Annotated in this window: 21 protein-coding genes; 14 read left to right on the plus strand and 7 right to left on the minus strand. The window is 69.3% G+C overall.

The features are described from left to right. Nucleotides 1-119 precede the first annotated feature (119 nt). From metK to ACZ5LB_RS20340, 3 genes are all read left to right on the plus strand, one after another. Nucleotides 120-1,262 (plus strand): methionine adenosyltransferase, encoded by a 1,143-nt coding sequence (metK, locus tag ACZ5LB_RS20330; protein WP_464604036.1) that lies wholly within the window; start codon nt 120-122, stop codon nt 1,260-1,262. 114 nt (nt 1,263-1,376) lie between these two features. Then, on the plus strand, nt 1,377-1,946 hold the full coding sequence (locus ACZ5LB_RS20335; protein ID WP_464604038.1) for a hypothetical protein: 570 nt from the start codon (nt 1,377-1,379) through the stop codon (nt 1,944-1,946). 481 nt (nt 1,947-2,427) lie between these two features. After that, nucleotides 2,428-4,017 carry an NHL domain-containing protein gene (locus ACZ5LB_RS20340; RefSeq protein ID WP_464604039.1) on the plus strand — a complete coding sequence of 530 codons (1,590 nt, stop codon included), beginning with the start codon at nt 2,428-2,430 and terminating at the stop codon, nt 4,015-4,017. 5 nt (nt 4,018-4,022) lie between these two features. Here ACZ5LB_RS20340 and ACZ5LB_RS20345 read toward each other — a convergent pair whose 3' ends face one another. From ACZ5LB_RS20345 to vorB, 5 genes are all read right to left on the minus strand, one after another. After that, complete coding sequence (locus ACZ5LB_RS20345; RefSeq protein ID WP_464604040.1) at nt 4,023-4,763, minus strand: LytR/AlgR family response regulator transcription factor; 741 nt, start codon at nt 4,761-4,763, stop codon at nt 4,023-4,025. 20 nt (nt 4,764-4,783) lie between these two features. After that, entirely contained in the window at nt 4,784-5,842 is a 1,059-nt protein-coding gene (locus ACZ5LB_RS20350; RefSeq protein ID WP_464604041.1) for a sensor histidine kinase, read from the minus strand. Between the two features lie 72 nt (nt 5,843-5,914). After that, nucleotides 5,915-6,166: a hypothetical protein gene (locus ACZ5LB_RS20355; protein WP_464604042.1), complete on the minus strand. Its 252-nt coding sequence runs from the start codon at nt 6,164-6,166 to the stop codon at nt 5,915-5,917. Nucleotides 6,167-6,236: 70 nt separating this feature from the next. After that, a complete protein-coding gene (locus ACZ5LB_RS20360) occupies nt 6,237-7,661 on the minus strand; it encodes a 2-oxoacid:acceptor oxidoreductase family protein (RefSeq protein WP_464604043.1) in 1,425 nt (474 codons plus the stop codon). Continuing rightward, on the minus strand, nt 7,661-9,061 hold the full coding sequence (vorB, locus tag ACZ5LB_RS20365) for a 3-methyl-2-oxobutanoate dehydrogenase subunit VorB (RefSeq protein ID WP_464604044.1): 1,401 nt from the start codon (nt 9,059-9,061) through the stop codon (nt 7,661-7,663). The genes ACZ5LB_RS20360 and vorB overlap by 1 nt, the downstream gene beginning before the upstream one ends. Nucleotides 9,062-9,199: 138 nt before the next feature. Between vorB and ACZ5LB_RS20370 the strand changes: the two genes are divergently transcribed. The 10 genes from ACZ5LB_RS20370 (at nt 9,200) to ACZ5LB_RS20415 (ending at nt 18,214) form a co-directional block, all read left to right on the plus strand. Continuing rightward, entirely contained in the window at nt 9,200-9,700 is a 501-nt protein-coding gene (locus ACZ5LB_RS20370) for a GNAT family N-acetyltransferase (RefSeq protein WP_464604045.1), read from the plus strand. Further along, nucleotides 9,697-10,077, plus strand: a complete 381-nt coding sequence (locus tag ACZ5LB_RS20375) for a holo-ACP synthase (protein ID WP_464604046.1) — start codon at nt 9,697-9,699, stop codon at nt 10,075-10,077. The genes ACZ5LB_RS20370 and ACZ5LB_RS20375 overlap by 4 nt, the downstream gene beginning before the upstream one ends. Before the next feature lie 67 nt (nt 10,078-10,144). Beyond that, nucleotides 10,145-10,999, plus strand: a complete 855-nt coding sequence (locus tag ACZ5LB_RS20380) for a CheR family methyltransferase (RefSeq protein WP_464604047.1) — start codon at nt 10,145-10,147, stop codon at nt 10,997-10,999. Between the two features lie 18 nt (nt 11,000-11,017). Then, the gene (locus tag ACZ5LB_RS20385) at nt 11,018-11,866 is read left to right on the plus strand and encodes an HDOD domain-containing protein (protein WP_464604048.1); all 849 of its coding nucleotides are present in this window, start codon (nt 11,018-11,020) and stop codon (nt 11,864-11,866) included. A gap of 2 nt (nt 11,867-11,868) precedes the next feature. Next, entirely contained in the window at nt 11,869-12,717 is an 849-nt protein-coding gene (locus tag ACZ5LB_RS20390) for an HDOD domain-containing protein (protein WP_464604049.1), read from the plus strand. A gap of 5 nt (nt 12,718-12,722) precedes the next feature. Continuing rightward, on the plus strand, nt 12,723-13,814 hold the full coding sequence (locus tag ACZ5LB_RS20395; RefSeq protein WP_464604050.1) for a protein-glutamate methylesterase/protein-glutamine glutaminase: 1,092 nt from the start codon (nt 12,723-12,725) through the stop codon (nt 13,812-13,814). A gap of 1,220 nt (nt 13,815-15,034) precedes the next feature. Beyond that, complete coding sequence (locus ACZ5LB_RS20400; RefSeq protein ID WP_464604051.1) at nt 15,035-15,859, plus strand: hypothetical protein; 825 nt, start codon at nt 15,035-15,037, stop codon at nt 15,857-15,859. 126 nt (nt 15,860-15,985) lie between these two features. Then, nucleotides 15,986-16,426: a hypothetical protein gene (locus ACZ5LB_RS20405; protein ID WP_464604052.1), complete on the plus strand. Its 441-nt coding sequence runs from the start codon at nt 15,986-15,988 to the stop codon at nt 16,424-16,426. Between the two features lies 1 nt (nt 16,427). Further along, nucleotides 16,428-17,225, plus strand: a complete 798-nt coding sequence (locus ACZ5LB_RS20410) for a prolipoprotein diacylglyceryl transferase (RefSeq protein WP_464604053.1) — start codon at nt 16,428-16,430, stop codon at nt 17,223-17,225. Further along, the gene (locus tag ACZ5LB_RS20415) at nt 17,222-18,214 is read left to right on the plus strand and encodes an RluA family pseudouridine synthase (RefSeq protein WP_464604054.1); all 993 of its coding nucleotides are present in this window, start codon (nt 17,222-17,224) and stop codon (nt 18,212-18,214) included. The genes ACZ5LB_RS20410 and ACZ5LB_RS20415 overlap by 4 nt, the downstream gene beginning before the upstream one ends. A 3-nt stretch (nt 18,215-18,217) precedes the next feature. Here ACZ5LB_RS20415 and ACZ5LB_RS20420 read toward each other — a convergent pair whose 3' ends face one another. Beyond that, complete coding sequence (locus ACZ5LB_RS20420) at nt 18,218-19,465, minus strand: YhjD/YihY/BrkB family envelope integrity protein (protein ID WP_464604055.1); 1,248 nt, start codon at nt 19,463-19,465, stop codon at nt 18,218-18,220. An 8-nt stretch (nt 19,466-19,473) separates the two neighbouring features. Beyond that, complete coding sequence (locus tag ACZ5LB_RS20425) at nt 19,474-20,031, minus strand: hypothetical protein (RefSeq protein ID WP_464604056.1); 558 nt, start codon at nt 20,029-20,031, stop codon at nt 19,474-19,476. A gap of 128 nt (nt 20,032-20,159) precedes the next feature. Between ACZ5LB_RS20425 and ACZ5LB_RS20430 the strand changes: the two genes are divergently transcribed. Then, nucleotides 20,160-20,675 (plus strand): rhodanese-like domain-containing protein, encoded by a 516-nt coding sequence (locus ACZ5LB_RS20430; protein WP_464604057.1) that lies wholly within the window; start codon nt 20,160-20,162, stop codon nt 20,673-20,675.

The raw sequence follows: 20,675 nt of genomic DNA on the forward strand, positions 1-20,675 counted from the left end.
GGTTGAGTTGGCTCAGGGTGGCTATGCCCCGTCAGAATAGCCATCCCGGGGCCCGCTGGCAAGAAAGGGGACCGGGCTTTTGCTGCTACCATAATTCTCCCAATCCGGGGGGAGGCGTCATGTCAGCTGATTCCAGGGCCCTTTTCACTTCCGAAAGCGTCACGGAAGGCCATCCCGACAAGATTGCCGACCAGATTTCCGATGCCGTCCTGGACGCCGCGCTGCGGGGCGACCCGCGCAGCCGCGTGGCCTGCGAGACCCTCGTGACCACCGGGCTGATCCTGGTGGCCGGGGAGATCACCACGGAGTGCTACATCCCCGTGGCCCAGCTCGCCCGGGACACCGTGAGGAGCATCGGCTACGACCACAGCATCAAGGGCTTCGATTGCAACACCTGCGCCGTGATGGTGACCCTCGACCAGCAGAGCCCGGACATCGCCATGGGCGTGGACACCGGCGGCGCCGGGGACCAGGGCCTCATGTTCGGCTACGCCACCGACGAGACGCCGGAACTGATGCCGGCCCCCATCCATTTCGCCCACGCCCTGACCCGCAAGCTCTCCGAGGTGCGCAAGAGCCGTCAGATCGAATGGCTCCAGCCCGACGGCAAGTCCCAGGTGACCGTGGAGTACGACGGGCGCCGGGTGGCCCGCATCCACACCGTCGTCATCTCCACCCAGCACGCCGAATCCGCGAGCAACAAGGAGATCCGGGAGCGGATCATCAAGGAGGTCATCCAGGCCGCCCTGCCCCCCGAGTACCTGGACGCGGACACCATCTACCACGTGAACCCCACCGGCCGGTTCGTCATCGGCGGGCCCATGGGGGACACGGGCCTCACGGGCCGCAAGATCATCGTGGATTCCTACGGGGGCACCGGGCACCACGGCGGCGGCGCGTTCTCGGGCAAGGATCCCTCCAAGGTGGACCGCTCGGCCGCCTACATGGGCCGCCACATCGCCAAGAACATCGTGGCCGCCGGCCTGGCCCGCACCTGCGAGATCCAGCTGGCCTACGCCATCGGCGTGGCCGAGCCGGTGTCCATCGCGGTGGAGACCTTCGGCACCGGGGCGGTGAGCGACGCGGCCATCGTCCGGGCCGTGCGGGAGGTCTTCAGCTGCACGCCCAAGGCGATGATCGAGACCCTGGACCTGCGCCGGCCCATCTACCTGCCGACCGCCGCCTACGGGCACTTCGGCCGGGAGGGCTTCAGCTGGGAGCGCACCGACAAGGCGGACGCCCTGCGGTCCGCCGCGCGCTAGGGCGATTTCGCCCCGGCGCCCGCCGGGTTCGCCCCAGTTCCCTGGGGCTCCGGAGCGGATGCCCGAACCTTGGTGCGCACGGGATCGATCCCGTCCCCACCAGGAGGAGGTAGCATGCGCACCTTGGTTCAGATTTCCGGCATCGCGGCCATGGCCCTGGCGGGCTTCGCCGTCCACGCCACCGATTTCGGCCCCCTCATGGAGGCCGCCCATTCCACCTGGCCGGCCAAGACGCACCTGGCGGTCGTGGCCGACTACGGCCGGTCCGCCGATGAGGTCCAGGCCCTGGCCCTCGCCGCGGGCGAAGGGAACCGCATCACCGTCCTGGACACGCGGAACCAGTCCAGCGTGGAGAAGGCCTACACCCTCATCGCCAACCGGGTGCGGCCCGACTACCTGGTCCTCCTGCCCAAGGACCGCCTGGTGTGGGACGGCTCCTTCGCCGCCACCCAGGTGGTGAACCGCCTCGCGTACAAGGGCATCCCCACCATCGGCACCACCCCCCAGGCCATCGCCCAGGGCGCGGTGTTCGCCATCGGCGAGGCCACGGGAATGAACCTGCTGGTCACCGACAAGATGATCGGGACCGTGGGGGTGATCCTGCCCCAGCGGGCGAACTTCGTGAACAGCGTGTCGAGCTACGGAAGGGGCATGGCCACGGTATCCGTGGTGGCCTCCCGCTGAGGGATACGCGGGGAAGGGGCCCTTCAGGGGCCAAGGCCATTCCGTTCGCATAGAATCGAGCCAAAGACGGAGGGAGCGATCCCTCCGTTTTTCCATCACCTCGGTTGGCGCCCGCTCGCATAACGTGCTGAACCCCGCAGCGAGCATGACTTGCGATTCATGTCTGGGATGCCAGCTTGTCATCCTTTTTCATCCCCGGCCGACTCCTCGCCCGAGCTGGCGGATCTCCAAGCGGCCTCCCTCGCAAACGAGAAATCTCCCAGCCCCCCTTTGCCCCGGTGGAAGGACGTCCCCAGGGACCTCGCAGAAGGTGCTCCGTCCGTCATCGGCGACGCGCACACCGTCCCACCGAGCCAGCTCCGCAAGGCCGCACGAAAGGACGATCGGACTACCGTAGTCGACGGTCCGCCGGATTTTCCGAAGGAACCTTCCAGGTCAAGCGCGTATTCAATGAGTGGCTAATTGGTTTTCCTGGAGTCCCATGTCCTCTCGCCACCGTTCCTTGGCCCTTCTCGTCCCGGCCCTCGTGCTGGCTGCCCCATTCCTCCAGGCCCAGGTGCGGATCTCCGCCTCCAAGGCACATGTTGAATCCGGCAAAAGCCTTACCCTCCGCGCCCATCCGGCGGAACCCGGCACGAACCCCGCCTGGGAATGGGCCATCCTGTCGGGGGGTGGCCAGATCCAGCCAGGACCGGACGGGAAGGCCAGCTTCCAGGCCCCGGTGGTCACCGTCAAGCCGGTAACCGTGAGGATTCAGGTGAGCGACCGGGCCCATCCGGGGTCCAATGCGATCCACCAGATCGTGGTCCGGCCGGTGATTCCTGGCTTTCCAGAACTGCTGGCCGACGTGGTCCTCCCGGCCGTCCTGGGGCCGGACTATCTCTTCGCCGTTCCCACCCTGTCGCGCTTCACGCCGGGGGCCAACCCCATGACCGGGAGCGGGTTCCTGTTCCAGGACGTGGGCCAGGTCCGGTTCATCGAGCCGGGGACGGGCCTGGGCGCCCTGGATGGCACCTGGCTCGTCACGGACGGCAACCCGTGGCGGCGGAACGCCATGGCCGTCTCCCCCCAAGGCCTGATCGTCCCGGTGCCCGCCTGGATGAACGAGGTCACCACCTTCATCACCCGGCCCCGGGACAGCCACCCGGACAATCCGCACCGGCTGGTGTTCACCGAGCGAATGAAGGGCTCGCCGGGCACCCTCATCCGGTCCATGGAGCTGGATGGGACCGTTCGCACCCTGGCCGGGGGTCCGGATGCCGACCCGATGCACCCCACGGTCTACCGGGAGGGCAAGGGTACGGAGGCCCGCATCGGAGGTGTCCACGGCATGGCCATGGACCGGGACGGAACCCTCTACTTCTGCGATGTTACCAGCCGGGTCATCCGCCGGCTGGACACCACGGGCGAGGTTTCCCTGTACGCGGGCCGGCCTTCGGCCCACCTGCCATCGCCCAGCCAGCCCGAGGCGGACGGCCTGGCCAACCAGGTGACCTTCAGGGGTCTGTCCGACCTGGCGCTGGATCCCGCCACCGGCGAGCTCTTCGTCGCGGACCTCTACACGGTGCGGCGGGTGCACCAGACGAAGGAGGGGTTGAGGGTCGACACGATCCTGGGAGGGGCGGACCGGTGCACCGTCAATCCCGTGGAAGACCATCCCCTGGTCATGACGCCGGGCACCAGTTGCTTCCGGTCTGTGCCCTACGGATTGCATGTGTCCGGGAGGTCCCTGTTCATCATGGATCCGATGCTTTCTGCCATCTACGTCTACAATCGCGATACCCGGGTCATGGAGACGCTGGTCGACGTCTCGGAGCGCGGAACCTGGCGGGAAGGCCCTCTCCGCCTCTTCTGCCAGCGGCCCGCTTCCGAATGCGCGACCGTCGGCTGGGATCTGGCGGAATTCGCCCTCAACGCGGACGGGCAGTGCATTCTTGCCTCCCGGCACGAGCTCTTCCGGATGGACCTTTCGGCGGTGTTCCCGGGTCCCATGCCCCGGGGAGCCTCCTCCTCGCGGGACGATTCCTCATCCAGCACGAGCAGCTCCAGTTCCTCCTCGACGATCCCCTGACGGGGTCAGAGCCACTCCCCCAGCTGGTTCCGGTAGGTCCGGCTCATGGTCAGCTGGCTGCCGTCCTTCATCGTGACCAGGTAGTCCCCCCCGGTCCACGGCTCCAGGTGCTTGATGAAGTCGAGGTTGACGATGGCCGAGCGGTGGATGCGGCGGAAGCGGTTGGGGCTGAGCTTGTCCAGCATGCCGCCCATGGTCTGGCGCACCAGGTGGCTGGTGCCCTCCACGTGAAGCCGGACGTAGTTGTCCTCGGCCTCCACCCACTGGATGGCGGCGGGGCGCACGAAGGCGTAGCGGGTGCCCTCCTTGATGAGGAGGCGGTCCGGAGGGGGGCGGTCGGCCTGGACCTGCTTGAGCATGGGCTCCAGGGACGGGCGCGGGCTGCCCTGGATCCAGGTGCGCACCCGGGCCAGGGCCGCGGCGAACCGCTCGGGGTCGAAGGGCTTGAGGAGGTAGTCCAGGGCGTGGACCTCGAAGGCCTTCAGGGCGAACTGGTCGTAGGCGGTGACGAAGAGGGTGGGGGGCATCCGGTCGGGGCCCACCTCCTCGATGACGCCGAAGCCGTCCAGTTCGGGCATCTGGATGTCCAGGAAGACCAGGTCGGGGCGCAGGGCCTCCAGGTCCCGCACCGCCTCGAGGCCGTTGGCGCATTCGCCGGCCACCTCGATGTCCGGGTGGTCCTCCAGGAGCCGGCGCAGACGCTGGCGGGCCAGCATCTCGTCATCGACTATCAGGGACCGGATCATCTTCGTGGCCGCCTTCGGGATCAATGAAGGGGTATACGCACGACGACGCGGGTCCCCTTATCCAGGACGGAGAATATCTCCAGTTGGTGATTTTCGTGATAAAGCATTAGTAGCCTGGCCCGGGTATTTCGCAGGCCCACCCCTTCGCGGTTGCCTTCGAAGCCCGCCCCGTTGTCCTGCACCTCCAGGATCAGCCAGGGCGCCTCCTTCCGGGCCCGGATGGTGAGCTTGCCGGGCCGGGCCCGCGGGGCCAGGCCGTGCTTCAGGGCGTTCTCCACCAGGGGCTGCAGGAGGAACTTGGGCACCGGTACCCGGGCCAGGTCGGCGGGGATGTCCACCTCCACCTCCAGCCGGTCCTGGAAGCGCACCTTCTCGATGGCCAGGAAGGCGTCCACCAGGGCCATCTCCTTCTCCAGGGGGAGCTCCTGGGAGGCCTCGGCGTCCAGGTTGAGGCGCAGGAGGTCCCCGAGCCTGGCCACCATGCGGTCCGCGGCCAGGGGGTCCACATGGATGAGGGCGGAGATGGAGTTGAGGGCGTTGAAGAGGAAGTGGGGCTGGAACTGGGCCAGGAGCATCTGGTTCCGGGCCAGGGTGAGCGAGGCCTCCAGCTGGGCCGCCTCCAGCTCCCGGGCCTTGAGCCCGTTGTAGAGGAGGAATCCGTGGAAGCCTCCCAGCACGGCCCACATGAGGAGGAGGGTGGAATGGAGGTAGGTGAAGAAGAACCGCAGGAGGTTCGCGCCGGGCCACTGGAGGGTCTTGGCGCGCATCGCCGGCTCCTGGAAGGCCAGGGAGATGAGCCAGGCGATGCCCAGCCCCACGCAGGCCAGGACGAAGCCCGACCCCAGGTTGATGATCCAGGCCGGAAGCCCCCGCAGGGAGAAGGACCGGATGGGAAAGCGCCGGGCGATGCGGATGATGAGGAGGCCTTCCAGGGCCCACACCGCGTTCTGCAGGAGGTTCATGGGCAGGACGGACAGGAAGGACATGTGGTAGGCCAGCATGTCCCAAGTCGTGTAGTAGAGGCCCATGAGGACCCAGATGCCGGCGTACATGAACGCGTGCACAGGCTTTCTGAACATGCCTCCATGGTGGTGGCCAATCCGCGTGTCCACAAGCCCCCATGGGGCGAAGCGGCCGAATTCAGGGGCGGATTAGTCCCGCGGGAGGCGCTTCCCGATGGCTTCCAGCATGTCCAGCACCACCCGGCACTGGTCGCAGTCGGATCCGGGGTCCGCGCAGGGGACGCCGTCGGCCTGGAGTTCGTGGCAGCGGGGGTTCCGGGCGAAGGCCAGGAGGTCCTCCAGCAGCCGTTCCACCCGGGTGCGCAGGGGGCTCTCGGGCATGTCCCGGAGGGTCGTGATCATTCGGAGTTCGGAGGCGGTGAGGCGGATGGGTTCGGACACGGGGCGCTCCGGAAAGGGAAGGGGGGCGCGGGCGGGAAATCCGGCCGCGCCCCCCGGGGGTGCTTGCGGGCTACTTGCCCAGTTCTTCCACGGCCTTGACGCCCCAGGCGAAGGCTTCCTCGTTGAGGGGGATCAGGGCGCACTTGTCCTTGAGCATCTGGCCGATGGCGCCGACGAGGGTCGCCTTGGGGAAGATGCCGGTGGCGGCCTGGAGGGCGCCCAGGGCCACGATGTTCTTCACCACGGCCTTGCCCAGGTCCACGGCGATCTCGGTGAAGGGCACGCCCACCACCTTGACGCCGGGGTCGATGCCCGGGGGGACATCCTTGACGATGGAGCTGTCGTAGATGATGGTGCCGCCCTTGACGACGGTGGGGCCGAACTTGGCCAGGCTGGGGGCGTTGAACGCGATGAGCACGTCCGGGTGCGGGCTGGCGGGGTTGAGCACCTCGTCCTTGGCCACATGCACGTCGGCGTAGGACGTGCCGCCGCGGCTCTCGGGGCCGTAGCTGGGGATGTGCGTGGCGTCGAAGCCCTCGTTGATGGCCGCGCGCGCGATGAGCATGGCCGCGGTCTGGGCGCCGTCGCCGCCGGAACCGGCCAGCTTCAGGGAGATGTCCGTGGGGTTCAGGTGGGTGGGGAAGGCCTCGCAGTGGCGCACGGGGGCTTCGCTGGTGGCGCCCGCTGCGTGGAGGAAGGCGTCGGCCTCGAAGTTCGGGGCGGGGCGCTTCCACCAGCTCTCGGTGGCCAGGTCCTTCTTCACGCCCAGCGGGTAGATGGGCACCATGCACTCCTTGACCCACTTCTCGGTGTCCTCGGGGCTCATCTTGAGGTGGGTGGGGCACTCGGCCAGCACTTCCACGAAGGCGTAGCCGCGGCCCTCGACCTGGCACTGCACGGCCTTCTTGATGGCCTTCTTGGCGTTGCGCCGGTTCTTGGCGTCGAAGAGCGCCACGCGCTCCACGTACACCGGGCCGTCCAGGCCGGCGATGACTTCGGCCATGCGCATGGGCTGGCCGTTGTACATGCTCCGTCCGTCGGGGCTCGTGGCGGTGGACTGGCCCATGAGGCTCGTGGGGGCCATCTGGCCACCGGTCATGCCGTAGATGGCGTTGTTGATGAAGATGACGGTGATGGGGGCGCCCAGCTGCGCGGCGGAGACGGTCTCGGCCAGGCCGATGGAGGCCAGGTCGCCGTCACCCTGGTAGCTGATGACGTTGGCCTCGGGGTTGCTGAGCTTGTGGCCCAGGGCCACGGCCGCGGCGCGCCCGTGGGCGGCCTGGGTGTTGCCCACATCGAAGTAGTAGTAGGCGAACACGGAGCAGCCCACGGGCGACACCAGCACGGTGTTGTCCTGGATGCCCAGCTCCTCGATGGCCTCGGCGAGGTACTTGTGGGCCAGGCCGTGGCCGCAGCCGGGGCAGTAGTGGGTGGAGTTGCCCTTGAGGCCCGCGCCCTGGGAATGACGCTCGAACTTGTCGTAGAAGACGGACATCAGCGGACCTCCTTCGCCATGATGGCTTTGACGTGGGCAAGGACCTCGGTCTGCTGGGGCAGCATGCCCCCGAAGTGCCGGACGTGGGACATGACGGGGAGCTGGGTGACGCCGGCCTTGGAGAGCGCCAGCCGGATCTCATCCTCGAGCTGGCCGTTGCTGGCTTCCACCACGACAACGTTCTTGACGCCGGCCAGGTCCTTGACGAGCTGCTTGACCGGGAAGGGCCACACGGTGATGGGACGGAACAGGCCGGCCTTGATGCCCTGCCTGCGCAGGTCCTGCACGGCGCCCTTGGAGGCGCGGGCGGGGGTGTTGGTGGCGATGATGAGGATTTCGGCGTCCTCGGTCATGAAGGACTCGCTGCGGCTCTCGTTCTCCTCCATCCGGCGGTACTTGTCGTTCAGGTAGATGTTGTGCTGCTCAAGATCCTGCTCGCTGAGATAGATGGAGCTGATCAGGTTGCCGCGGTGGTCGGGGTCGCCGTTCACGGCCCAGGTGGGGATGCCGGGCTTGATCATGGCGGAGGGCAGGTTGACCTTGCCGGTCATCTGGCCCAGGTAGCCGTCGCCCAGGATGATCACGGGGTTGCGGTACTTGAAGGTGAGTTCGAAGGCGAGCATGGTCAGGTCGAGCATCTCCTGGGGGGTGCTCGGCATGAGGGCGATGGCGTGGGTGTTGCCGTGCCCGAGGCCGCGGCAGGCCAGCTTGACGTCGGACTGCTCGGGGGCGATGTTGCCCAGGCCCGGGCCGCCGCGCATGACGTTCACGAAGACGCCGGGAACTTCGGCGCCGATCATGTAGGAGACGCCTTCGAGCATGAGGCTGAAGCCCGGGGACGAGGTGAAGGTCATGCAGGGGTAGCCGGCGCCGCCGGAGCCATACATGTGGTTGACCGTGGCCACTTCGCTCACGGCCTGCAGGAAGGTGCCGTCCAGCTTGGGAAGGAGCTTGGCCATGAGCTCGGCGCCTTCGGTGGAGGGGGTGATGGGGTAGCCGAAGACGTGGCGGCAGCCCGCGATCAGGGCGCCCAGGGCCGAGGCGTAGTTGCCCTTGATGACCAGGGGCTCGGTGCGGGGCAGGGGGATCAGGGTGTCCGGCACGACCTTGGGCTCGGGCCGGGGCTTCTTGCTGCCGAAGAGCTTGGCGGGGTCCTGGAGCTCGAAATCGACGTCCTCGGGGGTTCCGCGAAGGCCGTAGGGTTCCGGGCAGGCTTCCATGCAAAGGCCGCACGCGTTGCAGGCCTCCAGATCGATGACCACCGGAACGTAGCCCGTGGCGGCGTCGATCTCCTTGTCGAAGCTGATGCAGTGCTTCGCGCAGGCGCTGATGCACCTGCCGCAGCCCTTGCAGTAGTCCGGCAAGAGGAACGGTTTGGGTCTTTCCTTAAGCTGAGCCATTTGCACACTCCTCAGGGCGGGTGGACGTGCTGAAAATTAAGGGGTCTAGCCAACTCGACGCTGAAGTATCAAACGTGCCACCAGTGCAGGGGGTCACAATTGGATGCCACCCTTGTCATGATGTAGACCGGAGCCCCGATGTTTACCCAATCCGTGATCCGACCCATCTGCGCGGCCGACGACGGGGCCGTTGCCTCCATCATCCGGGCCGTCATGCCCGAATTCGGCGCGGACGGCCCCGGCTTCGCGCTCCACGACCCGGAAGTGGACCACATGTCCCGCGCCTACGCCCAGCCCGGCGCCGCCTACTTCGTCCTGGAGGAGGAGGGCAGGGTCGTCGGGGGAGCCGGGGTGGCCGCCCTGGAGAACGGGCCCCCGGGAATCTGCGAGCTGCGGAAGATGTACTTCCTGCCCTCGGCCCGGGGCCGCGGCCAGGGGGAGCGCATGATGCGGATGTGCCTGGCGAAGGCCCGGGAACTGGGGTACCGGTCCTGCTACCTGGAGACGCTCACGGGAATGGATGCGGCCATGCGGCTCTATGCGCGGGTCGGGTTCCGGCCGGTGTGCGCCCCCATGGGGGGCACGGGGCATCACGGGTGTGATAAGTGGTTTATTCTTGACCTCGAGGCGACGCAATGATCCTGGGCATGGGCACCGACATCTGTCCCGCCGCGCGGTGGGCCCACCTCCTGGACCGCTTCGGGGAAAAGGCCCTCAGGCGGGTCCTCTGCCAGGAGGAGGCCGACTACCTCCTGGGGGGGAACCGGCAGCGCCTGCCGGAACGGGCGGCGGGAAGGTGGGCCCTGCGGGAGGCCTTCGGCAAGGCCCTGGGCATTGGGCTGGACGGCTGGTCCTGGAAACAGCTGCGGTTCCTGGACGGAAGGCTTTGGGCCGAGGGGGAATTGGCCCGGATGATCCAGGAAAGGGGCGTCGGGCCCATCCACGGCAGCGTCACCCACGACGGGGGGATCTCCTTCGCGGTGGTGATTCTCGAGAAGAAAGGTGACCGCGATTAATGCCTTTTGCCAATCCAGCCGATCCCGCATGATAAGACACCATCCCGACCCCCACCCGGAACCGTAGATGACCGCCCTTCCCGCCAACCAGCCGATGAGTGCCCAGGACTTCCTGGCGGTGCGGGAGTTCATCTACGCCAGGACGGGGATCTTCTTCAACGAGTCCAAGCAGTACTTCCTGGAGAACCGCCTGAACCGGCGGATCCAGGACCTGAACCTGGGCAGCCACCGGGACTACCTGGGGCACCTGCAGGGCCATGCCGGGAAGGAGGAGCTCAAGCAGCTCTTCAACGAGATCACCACCAACGAGACCAGCTTCTGGCGGAATCCCCCTCAGATCGAGGCCTTCCAGAAGATCGTCCTGCCCGAGGCGGTGTCCCTGGCCAAGGCGCGCGGGGCCAACCGGCTGAGGATCTGGTCCGCGGCCTGCTCCTCCGGGGAGGAGCCCTACACCCTGGCCATGATCTGCGTCGAGGCCCGGGACGCGCTCCTGCGGGGCATGCAGGTGGAGATCATCGCCACCGACATCTCGGAGAAGGTGCTGGCCATGGCCCGGGAAGGGAGCTACGGCAACTACACCCTGCGCAACCTCACCCCCGTGCAGATCAAGCAGCACTTCAACCAGCAGGGGCCTGACAACTTCCTCGTGAAGCCCGAGCTCCAGCAGCTCATCAGCTTCAGGAACTTCAATCTGGTGGATTACGCCAACTACAAGACCTTGGGGATCTTTGACATCATCTTCTGCCGCAACGTCCTGATCTACTTCGACGAGGCGGTCAAGAGCAAGGTGATCAAGGGATTCCACGAGGTCCTTCAGCCCAGGTCTTTTCTCCTTGTGGGGCACAGCGAATCCATCCACTCTTTCAACGTAGGCTTCGAGCTGCTTCACTTCAGCAAGGCCATGGGCTACCGGAAGCGCTGACCAGGAGGGTTCACCAAGATGCCCATCACACCCCAGGAACTGATCTCGAACCTCGGCGACCTGCCCCCGCTTCCGCAGGTGGCCGCCCAGGTGCTCCGCCTGGCCGCGGATCCGGATTCCACCACCGACGAACTCCGGCGGGTCATCGCCTCGGACGTGGCCCTCACGACCCAGATCCTGAAGATCGCCAACTCGGCCATGTTCGGCATGGTGCGCGAGGTCAAGACCCTCACCCAGGCGATCATGACCCTGGGCTTTTCCACCATCAAGAGCGTCGTCATCGCCTCCAGCGCCAAGAACCTCTACAGCCGCGGAGGCACGGGTCTCCAGGAGCGGGTGCTCTGGGAGCACGCCCTGGTCACGGCCATGGCGGGGCGCGCGTACGCCAAGGCCTTCCGGAGCCCGCGGGTGGAGGAGGCCTTCCTGGGCGGCCTCATGCACGACATCGGCAAGTCCGTCATGGGCATCAAGTTCACCGACCGCTACTCGGCGCTGGTGCGCAGCATCTACAACGGCGAGGCGGACTGCCTGGAGTCGGAGCTGGACCTCTTCGGCTTCGACCACACCATGGTGGGCGAGGCCCTGCTGATCTCCTGGAACCTTCCGGCGAGCATGGTGCACACGGTGCGCTGGCACCACGACCCCCGCCAGGCCCCGGACGAGGACCAGGCGCTCACCGCCTTCGTCGCCCTGGGCAACCAGATGGCCCTGGACCGCAAGTCCGGCCTGGGCCGCCCCGAATCCCTCGCCCGCAGCACCCGGCAGGCCATGGAGCTCCTCGTCATCTCCCCCGAGGAGATGGAGGCCTACCAGCTGCAGGTCGTGGAGGCCCTCGAGACCGACAAGAACCTCATCCGGGATTTCTGACCATGATCACCTCCGATCTCGTCCGCACGAGGGTCAGGACCCTCCCCAGCCTTCCCACCACGGTGGTGTCGCTGGGCCAGGCGGTCGCGGACGACCGCTGCAGCGTGGACCGGATCCTGAACATCCTGGCCAAGGACCCGGCCCTGTCGGCCACCATGCTGCGCCTGGCCAACTCGGTCATGTACGCCGGCGACCAGCGGGTCATGGACCTGCGCACCGCCGTGATGCGCCTGGGCTTCGAGGCCCTGCTCAACCTGGGCCGCACCGCCGCCATCATCCGGAGCTTCCGCGGCACCAACCACCTGGACCCCTTCCGCCTCTGGCAGCACAGCGTGGCGGTGGGACTGGTGTCCAAGGGCATCTGCCGGCTCATCCGCATGAACCACATGGACGAGTCCGCCTACCTCGCGGGCCTCCTGCACGACATCGGCAAGATCGCCCTGGACCGCTGCTTCACCGACGAGTACGGCCCCGTGGTGCTCGCCATCGAGCGCGGCGACGCCTGCCTCGACGCGGAGTTCGGCACCCTGGGCATCACCCACGCCGAGGTGGGGGCCATGGTGGCCGAGCACTGGAGCTTCCCGGCGGCCATGGTCACCGCCATCCGGGACCATCACCAGGATCACCCCACGGACTTCCTGCCGGCCCTGGTGCAGATCGCCGACCTGCTGGTGCGGACCCGCATCCCCAACGGGCCCGCCGACGAGACCCTGATGTTCGCCCTGGAGGAGCAGCCCGGCTATCCCGTGGTCTTCGGCAGTGGGGATTTCGACGCGGAGCGCCTTACCTTCAGCATCGACGACGAGCTCGAGCACGCCGTCACCTTCGTGAAACTCGCCTTCCAGGATTGAATGCCATGGACCCCATCCGCGTCCTGATCGTGGACGACAGCCCCTTCATGCGGAAGGCTCTCGAGCGCATGCTCCAGGCGCCCGACATCGCCGTGGTGGGCTCGGCCCGCGACGGCCTGGACGCCCTCGAGAAGATCCCCCAGCTCAACCCCGACATCGTCACCCTGGACGTGGAGATGCCCCGGCTGGACGGCCTGGGCTGCCTCCGGCGGATCATGGCCGAGATGCCCCGGGCCGTGCTCATGGTCTCCAGCCTCACCCAGGAAGGCGCCGCCGCCACGCTGGACGCCCTGGCCCTGGGCGCCCTGGACTTCATCCCCAAGGAGAGCAGCCTGGCCAGCTCCAGCATCCTGCAGATCCAGCAGGACCTGCAGGAGAAGGTGCGCAAGCTCGCCCGGAGCCCCCGGTTCCAGAAGGTGCGGCCCCCCGCGCCCCCGCCGCGGCCCGGGGTCCCGGCGTTCCCCGCGCCCACCCCCGCCGCGCCGGCCGCCCACGTGGGCCGGGTGGGGGGCATCAGCGGTCCCATGGCGGAACTGCTGGCCATCGGGTGCTCCACCGGCGGCCCCAAGGCCCTCCAGGACCTGCTGCCCAACATTCCCCGGACGCTCCCCGTCCCCTGCCTCATCGTCCAGCACATGCCCGGAACCTTCACCCGGGCCTTCGCCGAGCGCCTCAACGGCCTGTGCCAGGTGGAGGTCAAGGAGGCCGAGCACGGCGAGACGGCCCGGCCCGGCGTGGTCTACATCGCCCCCGGAGGCCACCACATGCTCTACCGCCAGCGGGGCCTGGGCGGCTTCATCGAGCTCAGCGCGGAGCCCGCCTCCACCCTCCACCGCCCCAGCGTGGACGTGCTCTTCCAGAGCATCGCCGACCACTGCACCCGCCAGGTGATGGCCATGATCCTCACGGGCATGGGCAGCGACGGCGCCCGCGGCATGGTGTCGCTCAAGGCCAAGGGCGCCCACACCCTGGCCGAGGCCGAGGAGTCCTGCGTGGTGTACGGCATGCCCCGGGCCGCCTTCGAGAAGGGCTGCGTGGACCAGGTCGCCCCCCTCCAGGACATGGCCGGCATCCTGCGCAGGCACTTCCAGATCTGACCATGGACCCCGTCCAGACCGCCGTCACCGCCTTCCTGAACGCCGTTCAGGCGGCCAAGCCGTTGCCGGACCTGCCGGCGGCCCCCCAGGCCGTCCTCAACGCCCTCGTGGGCCAGGACGTGAACCTCCGTTTCCAGGGACAGACCCCTTCCGGCCTCCAGTTCACCCTGCCGTCCGGCCAGATCCTCACCGCCCAGGGCGATTTCCCCTATCCCGAGGGCACCCAGCTCCTGGTGCGCGTCACGGCCGCGGACGGCGGCAACCTCCGCCTCCAGACCCTCCAGGCCCAGCCCCCCGCCCCCCCCGCCATTCTGGCCCCGCTCCTCCAGGGCGAGGCCCTGCTCCTCCAGACCCGACTCACCCAGCCCGAGCCGCCCCCCGAGCTGGAACCCCTGGTTCAGCTCTTCCGCCTCCTGGGCGGCGCCCTGCCCGCGGATCCGTCCGGTCAGGCGCCCGTTTCGGCCCCCCCGCAGGGATCCGGATCCGCCGCGAACCTCCCCCCGGGGTCGCAACCCGCGGGGCAGCCGGGAACCCCCACCGCCGGGCCGGGGGGGACCCCGGGACCCGGACAGGGGGGTGCCCAAACGGCCGAAGCGGCGGGAACCCAGACAACCAACCAAGCGGCACCCCAGGCCGCAGGGCAGCCCGGAAGCCAAGCTGCTGGGTCGCTGGGATACCCCGTTACAGGGCAGCCGGGAAGCCAGGCTGCGGGACAACCTGGAACCCCGGCGGCGGGGCAACCCGGGACCCCGGCGGCGGGGCAAGCAGGAAGCCAGCTAACCGCACAAGGGGGAGACCAAGCTAACGTGCAAGCCGTAAACCAAGGCCCGGGGCAGGCCGGAAGCCCGTCCACAGGCCAAGGGGGAAGTCAGACGGTGGGGCAAGCCGGAGGCCAAGCGGCGGGACAAACCCAGAGTCCGGCGGCGGGCCAAGCTGAAAGTCCGGCGACCGGACAAGCGGGAGGCCAAGCAGTAGGACAGGCAGCAGGCCAAGCAGCAGGACACGCCCAGGGCCCGGCGGCGGCGCAACCCGGAACCCCAGCCCCTGGGCAGACGGGAATTCCATCGACCGGCCTGCCGGGAGCCCAGGGGGAGGTACGGCCAGGAACCCCAACGGATGGCCCGACGGGTAGCCCGACACCGGTCCCGGTGGGTGCGTCTCCGGGTGGGGGTCCGCCGTCGGCGGGGCAACCCTCCGTTCCGTCGGCCGATGCGGGGGCGGTGCCCGGCGCCGTCGCAACCCTCCTGGAATCCGGGGCCCTGGGGGTGGCCCGGCCGGAGGGGAGTGCGGTGGCGTCGATCCAGGACCTCGTGGCCCTGGTGCAGGCCCGGCTGCCCGGGGCCCCGGAGGCGCTCCGGGCGGTCCTCCGGGATCTGCCCGAGGCGCAGGTGCAGGCGCTGCGCGCCCTGATGCGGGGCGGCGGGGCGGATGCGGCGGTGGTCCAGGAGGCCGCGGCGCGGGTGCAGGCCGGGCTGGCGCGCAGGGCGGACGTGCCCCAGAAGCAGGGGGACGCGGTGTCGCAGCTGCTGCGCGGGCTCATGCGGGCCCAGGTGCCCGAGGCCACCCTGCCCGGGGCGCCGGAAACGTGGGAGGCCTGGATGAAGGCGGGGGTGAAGGCCCTTTCCGATCCGGGCGTCTCGCCCCGGGAGGCGCCGTTCCACGCGGCCCAGGCCCGGGAGGGCACCGCCTTCTTCGAACTCCCGCTGCCCTGGGCGCCCCAGGCCCCCTTGCAGATGTGGGTGGAGTCCGACGCCCGGGGCCAGGGCCGCGGCAACCCCGAGGGCGCCACCACGCGCGTGCTCCTGGGCTTGAGCTTCTCCCGGCTCGGGGAGACGCGGCTGGGCATCGCCAAGGGGGCCGGAGGGCTCCAGGTGCGGGTCTGGGCGCAGCACCCCGAGGCGCTCCAGGCCGCCCGGGCGGGAATGGAGGACGACCTCAAGGCCCTGGGAATGCCCGTGGACCTGCGGATCCAGGGGCTGGAGCCCGGGCCCGTGCCCACCATCCGCAGCCTCGCGGCGGGCTCCAGCTTCCAGGTGCTGGGGTAGCCCCGGAGGCCCGCCTATCGTGGGCGGGCCCGCAGGAAGTATGATCTATACTTCCAGCGGGCATCGCCCTCCCCTGCCGGGCCTCCCGTGGCCCTCCCCAACCCTTCGCCCGTTCCCAGGAAGCCCATGCCCTCGCTGGAAAGCCCACCCCCTGATCCTGAACGCCGCCGCGAGCGGCGCTGGGGCCGGTCCGCCGCGGTCCTGGGCGTCCTGGTCCTGGCCGCCGCCGTGCCGGCGGGGCTGCACCTGCGCCATGCCGCGGGCCTGCCCCAGGGCCCGGTGGACCACGGGCCCCTGCCGGCCGACGTGAGGGCCAAGGTCATGGGAATCCTGGACGCCCACCTGGAGGGCGCCTCCCTCGAGGAAGTGCGCAACGGGCCCGCGCGGGAGTTCCACGTGCGGGGCCGCTCCCGGGCCCCGCTCGCCCAGGAGTTCCACGCGAAGTTCCGGCCCGCCATCACGGACGGGCTCATGCCGCTCCTGCGCCCCTACGGTGAGATCATCAGCTTCGACATCGCCGCCCTGGACCTTCCCCCGGCCCGGCTGCGCCCCCTGCCCAAGGACTAAGATGCACCCAATCCTGTTCAAGATCGGAAGCTTTCCCGTGGGGACCTACGGGCTCATCCTCACGGTGGGGTTCTTCCTGGCGCTGGCCCTGGCCCAGCGGCTGGCGCGCAGGGACGCCATTCCCGCCGATCGCATCGCGGACCTGGCCATCTCGCTGCTCCTGGGCGGGATCATCGGCTCCAAGGCCCTGATGATCATCGTGGACCTGGCCAGCGGCGTGCCCCCTGCGCAGATCCTCGACCTGGGCTACCTCCGGGCCGGCGGCGCCATCCACGGCGGCGTCATCGGCGGCCTCGCCGTGTTCTTCTGGCGCATGCGCAAGCTCAAGCTGCCCCTGGCGGCGACCCTGGACGCCCTGACGCCGGCGGTGGCCCTGGGCCAGGCCATCGGGCGCATGGGATGCTTTTCCGCGGGCTGCTGCTACGGCACGGAGTGCCACCTCCCCTGGGCCGTGACCTTCACCAACCCCGACGCCCAGTGGCTGTCGGGCACGCCCCTGAACGTCCCGGTGCACCCGGTCCAGCTCTACACCCTCGCCGCCAACGCGGCCGTCATGGGCATCCTGCTCTTCGCGGGCCGCCGGCGGCGCTTCGCCGGGCAGGTGGGGGCCCTCTATTTCATCCTGGAGGGCATCGGGCGCATCGTGACCGAGATCTGGCGCGCGGACCTTGACCGGGGCTTCCTGATGGGCATCCCCTGGCTTTCCACCGGCAGGCTCACGGCACTGGTCTTCGTGGCCTTCGGCGCCTTCCTCTGGTTCTGGTATTCGAGATCCCCCCGACCCGAGGCGGCGTCATGAGCGAACCCATCTCCCACTTCCTTCCCGCCGGGGCTCCGCGCCTGGACCGGTTCCTCGCCGAGATCCATCCCGAGATCGCGCGCTCCCGCTGGGACGCGTGGGTGCGGGCCGGCAACGTCACGATCAACGGCGCCGTGGTCACCAAGGGCGGCACCCGCGTGCGCAGCGGCGCGACGGTGGAGACCGTCCTGCCGGACCTGGTGCCCCCGGCGCTCCTGCTGGAGCCCGAGGCCATCGACCTGCCCACCCTGTTCGAGGACGAGCACCTCTGGATCATCGACAAGCCCGCGGGCATGGTGGTGCACCCCGGCCCCGGCCACGCCGGGGGCACGGTGCTGAACGCCCTGCTGGGGCGCCTCCACGCGGCCATGGCCCCCGTGGGGGAACTGCCCGAGGAGGGCGAGGACGAGATCCCCGCGCCGCTCTGGCCCGGCCTCGTGCACCGCCTGGACCGGTACACCACGGGCTGCCTGGCCATGGCCAAGGACCAGCCCACCCAGGCCGCCCTGCAGGCCCAGTTCAAGGAGCGCTCGGTGGAGAAGCGCTACCTGGCGGTGGTGCGCATGAGCCGGAAGCTGCCCGAGGCCGGCAGCATCCTCGTGGACGAGCCCATCGCCCGCCACCGGGTGGACCGCCTCAAGATGACGGTCAACGCCTCGGGCCGTCCCAGCCAGACCCGGGTGCGGGTCCTGGCCAAGGCCTGCGGCCTGGCCCTGGTGGAATGCGAGCTGCTCACGGGGCGGACCCACCAGATCCGCCTGCACCTGTCCCACCTGGGCGCGCCCATCCTGGGGGATCCCGTGTACGGCGGGGCCAGCGCCTGGCTCGACGCCGACAAGCGCCACTTCGCGTGCCCCCACCCCATGCTCCACGCTTGGAAGCTGTCCCTGGACCACCCCGCGGACGGAAGGCGCCTGGACCTGAAGGCGCCCGTGCCGGAGGCGTTCACGGCGGTCCTGGGGCTCCTGGGCATGGCCACGCCCGGCTGAGGCTCACGAAAGGGCGATGACCTCGTCGGGGGTGGGCGCCCCCGTGGACTTCCCGCTGGTGGCGCGAAGCCGCGTGGCCATGCCCACCAGCATCTCCCGCACCGTGTCCGGGAACTCCCGCAGGAGCACCGCGAAGTTCCGGGCGTGGATCACCACGCACTGGGTGGGTTCGGCGGCGATGGCCGTGGCCGAACGGTCCAGGCCCAGCAGGAAGGTCATCTCGCCCAGGAAGCCGCCGGGGCCGATGCGAGCGATCTCCCGGTCCCCCTTGAGGATGCGCACGGTGCCCGCGAGCAGGTAGAACATCTCCACCCCGGGCTCACCCTCCCGGAAGAAGACGTGGCCTTCGGGGGCCTCCAGGAGCAGGTGGCGGTGGCCGGGGTAGCCGCGGCGGGCCTTGCCTTCCATGAGGCGCTTGATGGCCACCGCGTCGCCCCGGTGGCAGGCCGCGGCCACCTCCACCCCCAGGAGCAGCATGGCCATGGACACGTAGATCCAGATCACGATGAGGAACAGGGACTTGAATGAACCGAAGGCCACCCCGTAGCTCTGGTCGATGGTGAGGAACCAGGTGAAGCCCGGGCGCAGCAGGAACCACAGGGTCGTGGTGGTCAGGGCCCCGGCCAGCAGGTGGCCCCGCTTGGTGTCCCTGGGGGCGTACACGGTCATCAGGCCCATAACCAGGGCGGTGCTCACCGCGAAGGGCAGGGGCAGGCCCAGGGAGATGCCCCGGGAGCCCAGGAGGGAGGCGTTGAGGAAGTGGAGGAAGACGCCCGCGCCGGCCAGGGCGGCCAGGGCCGTGAGGGAGGCGACGCCCCCGGCCAGGTCCATGAGTTTGACCAGCCACAGGGAGCGGGTCTCCCGCTCCTTGAAGATGCCCCGGACGATCTCGCGCAGGGCCGTGACCAGGGGCGACACGGACCAGGCCAGCACCAGGAGGTTCAGGAGGCCGGCGGTGCCGGGGTGGCGCGTGAGGGCGGCCACGTCCGCCAGCACCCGGTCGGCCTGGCCCGGCAGCATGCTGGCCAGGTACTCCGTGACCCGCTGGTGGGCGGCGGCGGAACTGCCGGTGATCATTCCCAGGATGTAGGTGAGCAGGAGGAGGGCGGGAATGAGGGCCAGCAGCGTGAAGAAGGCGAGGCTGGAGGCCTGCCTGAGGCCCCCGTTGGCCCGGAAACCCGCCAGGGACTCCAGACCCGTCTCCCAGGCGTGGTGGGCCAGATCGGCGAGCCGGGTCCGGCGCTCCTCCATGGACGGCCTCAATCGGTTCCCACGGTGACCGTCGCCCGGGCGGAAGTCGACGGGTCCGCCGTGGAGGTGGCGGTGACGTGGTAGACGCCGGGCCTGCGGGGGGCGGTGTACCGTCCATCCGGGCCGATCTCGCCCCCCTCGGGCTCGTCCACGGTCCACACGGCGGCGTCCCGGGGCAGGCCGCGCATGCGGACCCGGAAGGTGAGGGAGGCACCCGGCGCCACGCGCGGCGAAAGGGGCTCCAGCACGGGGCAGGGCAGCACCCGCACCTCCACGGCCTGCTTGTAGCCGCGGTTGCGCACCACGAGGTGGTAGGTCCCCGCGGCCTCGGGCGGCACGTAGGTGACGCGGGGGCCCTGGCTCTGGAGCAGGCCGCCCCCGTACATCTCCTGCACCTCCCACTCCGGATCCGCGACCCCGTCACCCTGGGCGCGGGCGGTGATCACCAGGGTCTCGCCCACCACCACGGCGGGGGCCTCGGGCTCCACCACCAGCTGCCGGGGGTCGCGGCCCCCTCCGCAGGCGGCCATCAGGGCCACGGCGGCCACGATCATTGCTTTTCCCATGTTCCTTGCGGCTTCTTGCATCGGTTCTTTCTTTCCACTGTCTATAATGGCCTGGATCCCGCCCTTGGATGGCTCTTCGAGATCACGGTACCTCCAGGGTAGGCAGAAACCAGCGCCGGAGGCGAACCATGTTTGATCCCCAAGCCCTGCTGACGGCCCCGACGCCCGCCATCCTGGTCGATGCGGAAGGCCTGGCCGCGTGGGTTTCCCGGCCCGAGACCGCCTATCCGCTGGCGGCCGGAGTGGTGGCGCTGCTGGTGATCCTCATCCTCAAGTGGGCGGATTTCACCAGCTGGAGGCGGGCCCGCCACAAGGAGGTCTTCCGGCCCATCGAACTGGAGCAGGTGCTTCACGGCCAGCCGCCCGTGGTGGTGGACCTGCGCAGCCCCGACGATTTCAACGGGCCCGGGGGCCACATCCGGGGCGCCCGCAACCTGCCCGTCAACCTCCTCCTGACGGGCCTGGCGGAAATCACCCAGGACAAGCGCCAACTGGTGGTCCTGGTGGACTATGACGACCGGGTCTCCCACCGGGCCTCGGAAGAACTCCAGGCCAACGGCTACCTCTGGGTGCGGGTCCTCCGGGGCGGCATGCGGGCCTGGCGGAACGGGAACCTGCCGGTCGCCGTGAGCGGACACCGCTGA

Source organism: Mesoterricola sp. MK458, from assembly GCF_055384935.1.